The 5,804-nt window shown below is 29.4% G+C and carries 8 protein-coding genes and 1 pseudogene; 2 read left to right on the top strand and 7 right to left on the bottom strand.

Going from position 1 to position 5,804, the window contains the following annotated elements; genetic code table 11:
• Positions 1-475 (top strand): annotated as a pseudogene (locus ACI3VO_RS04260) (type IA DNA topoisomerase); the annotation flags it as partial.
• 109 nt (positions 476-584) lie between these two features.
• Here ACI3VO_RS04260 and ACI3VO_RS04255 read toward each other — a convergent pair.
• Positions 585-776 (bottom strand): hypothetical protein, encoded by a 192-nt coding sequence (locus ACI3VO_RS04255; RefSeq protein ID WP_439756732.1) that lies wholly within the window; start codon positions 774-776, stop codon positions 585-587.
• Between the two features lie 110 nt (positions 777-886).
• A complete protein-coding gene (locus ACI3VO_RS04250) occupies positions 887-1,336 on the bottom strand; it encodes an 8-oxo-dGTP diphosphatase (RefSeq protein ID WP_439756731.1) in 450 nt (149 codons plus the stop codon).
• Between the two features lie 156 nt (positions 1,337-1,492).
• On the opposite strand from ACI3VO_RS04250, the gene ACI3VO_RS04245 reads away from it, so the two are divergent.
• Positions 1,493-1,981 (top strand): prolyl-tRNA synthetase associated domain-containing protein, encoded by a 489-nt coding sequence (locus tag ACI3VO_RS04245; protein WP_439756730.1) that lies wholly within the window; start codon positions 1,493-1,495, stop codon positions 1,979-1,981.
• A gap of 105 nt (positions 1,982-2,086) precedes the next feature.
• Here the strand turns inward: ACI3VO_RS04245 and ACI3VO_RS04240 are convergent, their stop codons facing one another.
• The 5 genes from ACI3VO_RS04240 to ACI3VO_RS04220 form a co-directional block, all read right to left on the bottom strand.
• A complete protein-coding gene (locus ACI3VO_RS04240; RefSeq protein ID WP_439756729.1) occupies positions 2,087-2,593 on the bottom strand; it encodes a helix-turn-helix domain-containing protein in 507 nt (168 codons plus the stop codon).
• A gap of 126 nt (positions 2,594-2,719) precedes the next feature.
• Positions 2,720-3,241, bottom strand: a complete 522-nt coding sequence (locus ACI3VO_RS04235; RefSeq protein WP_439756728.1) for a hypothetical protein — start codon at positions 3,239-3,241, stop codon at positions 2,720-2,722.
• 3 nt (positions 3,242-3,244) lie between these two features.
• Positions 3,245-3,850: a sugar O-acetyltransferase gene (locus ACI3VO_RS04230; protein WP_439756727.1), complete on the bottom strand. Its 606-nt coding sequence runs from the start codon at positions 3,848-3,850 to the stop codon at positions 3,245-3,247.
• 24 nt (positions 3,851-3,874) lie between these two features.
• Positions 3,875-4,522, bottom strand: coding sequence for a hypothetical protein (locus tag ACI3VO_RS04225; protein WP_439756726.1), 648 nt, complete (start codon positions 4,520-4,522; stop codon positions 3,875-3,877).
• Between the two features lie 27 nt (positions 4,523-4,549).
• Positions 4,550-5,710 carry a hypothetical protein gene (locus ACI3VO_RS04220; RefSeq protein WP_439756725.1) on the bottom strand — a complete coding sequence of 387 codons (1,161 nt, stop codon included), beginning with the start codon at positions 5,708-5,710 and terminating at the stop codon, positions 4,550-4,552.
• Positions 5,711-5,804: the final 94 nt, after the last annotated feature.

The raw sequence follows: 5,804 nt of genomic DNA, 5'->3' as shown, positions 1-5,804 counted from the left end.
GACGAATATAATGAATTTTATAGTAAAAAACGTTAATTTAATAAAATACGATTCGCCTAAAAAAATAAATACAGAGGCTTACGTGTACGATCCTAAAACAGGAAAAAGTAAATCTCAATCTGAGCTAAATAAAGCTGCTAAAAAAGCTAATTCAGCTAATGCTAAAGCTTCTGCCTCTGACAATACTAAAAGCAATTCCCTAGGAACTTGTCCTGTCTGCGGTGGCGATGTAATCGAGGTTGAAAGCGGATTTTTATGTACGAACTACAAAACTTGCAAGTTCGGAATATTTAAAAACGACAAATACTTAGCCCTTTATAAGAAAAAGCCTAATAAGACAATGGTAAAATCCATCCTTAAAAAAGGCGAGGCAAAAGTTAAATCACTTACAGACAAAAACGGAAATAAATTCGACGCTGTATTGACATATACTAAAAACGAAAAAGGATATTTCAGCTGGTCGATTAAGAGATAAGGATAAAATTCAAAAATTTTTAAAATAGCTTTCTATGATAATTTTTAACTTCAATTACAGCATAATCATAGAAAGCTATTATATTTTACATAGTTTAAAATTTATAAGATTACTTACTTTTTTCATTTAATCCCCTTATAACATTAAATAAATTACTCAGAGCAATACATCCCAATGCAGCAATAAGTGAATTATTGTTTGATTTATCTCCAAATATACTAATACACAAAAATATTATTCCTGCAATTGCTAACCCCGCACTTGCTATGACAAGAAGTGTTTTTATTGTTTTATTATCCATAATTGATCCCCCTTTTAAATTTCCAAAACAATATATATCACATCTCAATATATCGTCATATGATATATTTATAATATATCATGTTCCGATATATCTGTCAACGAGTTATTCTATTTCAAAATAAGCTTCCATTCATCATTTTGAACTACATATTGAAATTCGGTTAATTTATCATCTAATATTACTTTCAACAATTCACTGAAATTATTGACAAGATCGAGCTTCGATAAGTCCTCCCTTTTAACCCAATGCATCTCACCCTCTTTTGAGCTTATAACATCTCCATCATATTCATCAGTTTTAAAAAGGAATACGATATATCTTCCACCTTTTATTGGAAACTGCTTTACTCCACATAATTTAGGATTTTTTATTGTAAGACCTGTCTCCTCTTTCATTTCTCTTATTACAGCATCGACAATAGACTCTCCACTTTCGATATGACCACCTGGAAGAGTATATCCTTTCCAATCTTCACCGACTCTATCCTGCAATAAATATTTATCTCCCTGATAAATTAAACATAGTACTGTCAATTCAACATTTTCTGTTCTACTCATCTATATCCTCCATATCTATAAATTCAAATTCAAAAAAATACTTTAACGCACAATATAAATAAACTATGCACTAGCTCTTATTTATATTATAAAATATAAATAGTATAGCAATCATTTTCTTATTAAAAATTTTTATATCAAAGGAGAAAATACATTATGACTGAACAAGCACAAGCTGTCGTTAAATTTTTAAATGACAGAGAAATTAAATTCGATATCGTTGAACACAACGCAGTATATACAATCGATGAAATGTTAGAATTAAATTTACCGAACCAAGATGCAATAGCCAAAAATTTATTTATTCGAGATGACAAGAAAAAGAATTATTACCTTCTTGTTATAAGAGAGGATAAGAGAGTACAACTAAAATCCTTAAGACAAAAATTAGGTTCAAGACCATTAACTTTTGCTTCTGAAAATGATTTAAGTAAAATTTTGGGGCTTACAAAAGGCGCTGTAACTCCATTTGGTATTTTGAACGACGATGAGCGCAAAGTAAAGGTGATATTTGATGAGTCATTCCATGAAACTTTAATAGGTGTACATCCTAATGATAATACAGCTACAATATGGTTAGATTCATCAGATTTGATTTCTATTATAGAGCAACATGGCAATTCTATTGAATTTATGGAAATGTAGTTTTTACAAGCTAAAACTTATAAATGCGAAAGGAACTGCAGAAATACACAATATCTTTCTCCAATTCCTTTCGCATTTTAATATCTAAAAATATATTGCCATAATCTATCCACGTTTTAACATTCTCATTTTGAACTCTCTAATTTTGACCATATATCTACTTGTATAAATCACACCAACAATTAACATTCCAAATGAAAATCCAAGTGCAAAACTAGCAATTTTTTCTGTAAATCCACTATCTGCCATTCCTAAAGCCTCTAAAGCTATATATACAATAAAACATATAACACCTATCAAAAATAAAATATGCATTCGCTTCGTAATTATTTCTCTTTCTTTATTGCTATAATCCGCTACCTTAAGTACAGTTTCTTCTAAATCCTTGTTCATTTTCTCGCTTTTCCTTTCTCCATCTAAAATTTCTCTAATTTCTACATCATAATAATCTGCAATCTGAATAAGAATATCCAAATCTGGCATATTCGAACCAGTTTCCCATCTTGATATAGTTCTACCAGATACACCTAATTTTTCGGCAAACTGTTCCTGAGTTATACCTTTGTCTTTGCGCAGTTCTTTTAGAAAACTGCCTATCTTTTTTTGATCCACTCGATTACCTCCTTTCAAATTCATTTTATCTTTTATACAGAAAATAAAACACGACACAAAGCGAGAAATGCCGTATTTTTATACACTAGACACGGTATGTCTAGTCAATAAATTTGTGGCTATATCTTATTTATTAAAAAAATTATACCTTTTAATATCTTGTATATTTACATTTTGATTTTTCAAATTCTTCTCTATTTTACATAAAACACATTCTCTATATGTTTTAATCTTATTAGGCATCGATACATCAGCTAAAATCATCGGCATCATGACGATTATAATAAAAAGCCCTATCGATGGAGCGAATTCATAAAATATAAATAAAAAAAACAGATGGCAAATCAAAAAAATTAATTTAATAAGTTTTGGGAAACGAAATTCACCAAAGATGCTACATCCTTTTGGGTTCATCTCTATATTAAATTCAAAAAATATCCCATTATTAAATGTCTGCATATGCCTATCAGTAGGACTATCTGTATTTCTATTAAAAAGCTTTCTATACATCATTTTAAACTCATCTTGATATACAAAAGACTTCATAATATAAGAATCTTTTACTTTTTCTACCTTAGTATCCTTTGTATGCAATAAATCAATAATATTTGATTCTATATTATCAGTTAAAATATCTACTTTATACATTTTTTAATCCTCAAAATACTCTTCTCTTTTTTTATTCCAATATTCCTTATCCTCTTGCGTTATTTTTCTCAAAACCTTACAAGGATTACCAGCAGCTATCACGTTGTCTTCTATATCCTTTGTTACTACTGAACCTGATCCTATAACTACATTATCGCCGATTTTGACACCTGGATTTATAACTGTATTTCCACATATCCATACATTATCGCCGATTTTTATTTCTTGTCCAAATTCAAGACCTGTAATTCTGACCTCTGCATCTATTGGATGACCTGCTGTATATACGCATACTCTAGGTCCAAACATAACGTTGTTTCCTATCTCAACTTTGCATACGTCTAGTATTATGCAGTCGTAGTTTGCGAAGAAATTATCTCCAATATATATGTTTTTGCCATAGTCACATCTAAATGTAGGTTCTATAAACACATTTTTGCCGACTTTTCCGAATAAATCGTTTAATAAGCTAGTTCTGTAGTCCATTTCTTCTTCTGTAGAATTATTGAATAATCTAATTAATTTTCTACATCTTATAGCCTCTTTTTGAAGTTCTTCATCACTTGCCATGTATAATTTTCCTGATAACATTTTTTCTTTTTCTGTCATAATTTCCTCCATGATTACTATTAATTACAATATCCAAATATCTCCATTTGACATTCTAATCATTTGCCCTTCAAATTTTTCCTTTACTTCTCCGGTGTTCCAATCCCTAATGATTATCATTTCATGATACTCAGTATCTTCATACCACTCTGAGCAATATAAATTATCGCCATCACGAAACATCAATCCCTCCGTATCTCCTATCTTGATTTTTTTCTTCTCCGGCCATATTACATTTAAATATCCGTCATTTGCCTCTCGAATTAATAAAACTGGTGCAACTCGAAGCAATAGATTATAACAATCCTCTACTTCGCTAAGTGATAATTCTACTACGATAGATTTCTCTTTAGTGTTTGGAGTATAAGATACTATTTTAATCTTTTTTTGATTAAAATCGACTACTAGAAAATATAATATCCCATCATAAAATATTGGAGCATCGACATACATATTTTCTTTAATCTCAAAAGGTCTAATCACTTCTCCATCTGGATAATGTATTAAAATACAATTCATTCCCTGATAAATATTTCCAGACTTGATAATATCCTCAGCTTCATACAAATCACAAAATGTATTTTTCGCTAATTTGCAATAGTACCACTCACTTGTACCTTCAACTTGCTCTGGATAAACATCTGTTAATCCATCAATTTTTAAATACTTCATTTCACTTCTCCTATAAATTTCTATTCATTAAAATTTCAAATTTATAAAATACACCATAGCCACACCGATACACGATAAAGTAAAAAAATATCCAAAATAAATCGGTGTCTTAGGACTATTCAAATCTACAACCTTATCAATGTCATCTCCTTCTATAGTTACCTTATCGCCTCGTATAGTATATAGCTTATCATCTTGCAAATAATAACGACTTCCATTAAAATTTTCTATCTCTACCTGTTCTTCTCTATATGTATTTTCTTCTACTATTTTCTCATTAGATATATCAATTATAAACTCATGATAGTAGTCGGGATCTTCATAGTCCTTGTTCTTGCTTTCTACTAAAAATGCAGTTAATCCCTCTTCAAAATTCAAATAAACTCCAATTGCACCTGCACCGTGATTTACTTTCATTAAGAAGTCTCCATTTTCATCGAATATCTCTGTATAGTTGTCACAAACTACATACATTCTACCTTTTTCATCTACTAGAAAATCCTCTTTATCGTATAATGGACTATACTCATTTACTATCTCAAATTGCTTTGTCTCTGACCCTAATCCAAATATCAAAGCTCCTATAAATCCTGTAAAAAACAAGAGTGCACCCAATAAAGAGCAAATTACTTTTATATATTTACTTCTATTCCCCATTTTTAAAATACTAGATGCATCTTTATATAATTCATCTAAATCATAACAATTGATTTCTTCATTATCTAGATATGTATATTCAAATTTTTTAGATGATATCTTATTTGTTTCCTTAGTTAATAGATTTATTATAGTAAATTTTTCTGTATCATACCCAGTAATTATACTATTATAAAGAAATAATGTTAGCAATATTCCAACATCTAAAAACCACGTTTTCAAAAAATCAGATAAAGCGAAGTAGAATACACACAATTCAATAAAAATAAGCATTATAAACCATAGAATTTTCAACTTTTTTGAATAATGGAAATTTCCAACTAAGTTTATAGCGTCTTCTACTTTTACTATTTCTCCTTTAAAATTTATCCCTTTTTTGTTTTTTACCGTTTTATGTGTATTTTGGTCTATGTACTTTTTATATGTAATATTAATTTTATTATCATTAATTGTGCATTGTAGTAGCTCTTGGAAATTTATACGGTTTAAGTCTGCATCGCTACTTGCAATTGGAATAACGTATTTTTTCATATGTCCTCCTAATTTATCTATCATCAAGCTCTTTTAAAAAACGATATTTCAAATCGCCTTGCAAAAATCTAGTAGGTATAAAAGCAATGCTCAT

The sequence above is a fragment of the Intestinibacter sp. genome, assembly GCF_051866655.1.
Lineage (GTDB): Bacteria > Bacillota > Clostridia > Peptostreptococcales > Peptostreptococcaceae > Intestinibacter.
This window is presented reverse-complemented; position numbering and strand designations above follow the sequence as displayed.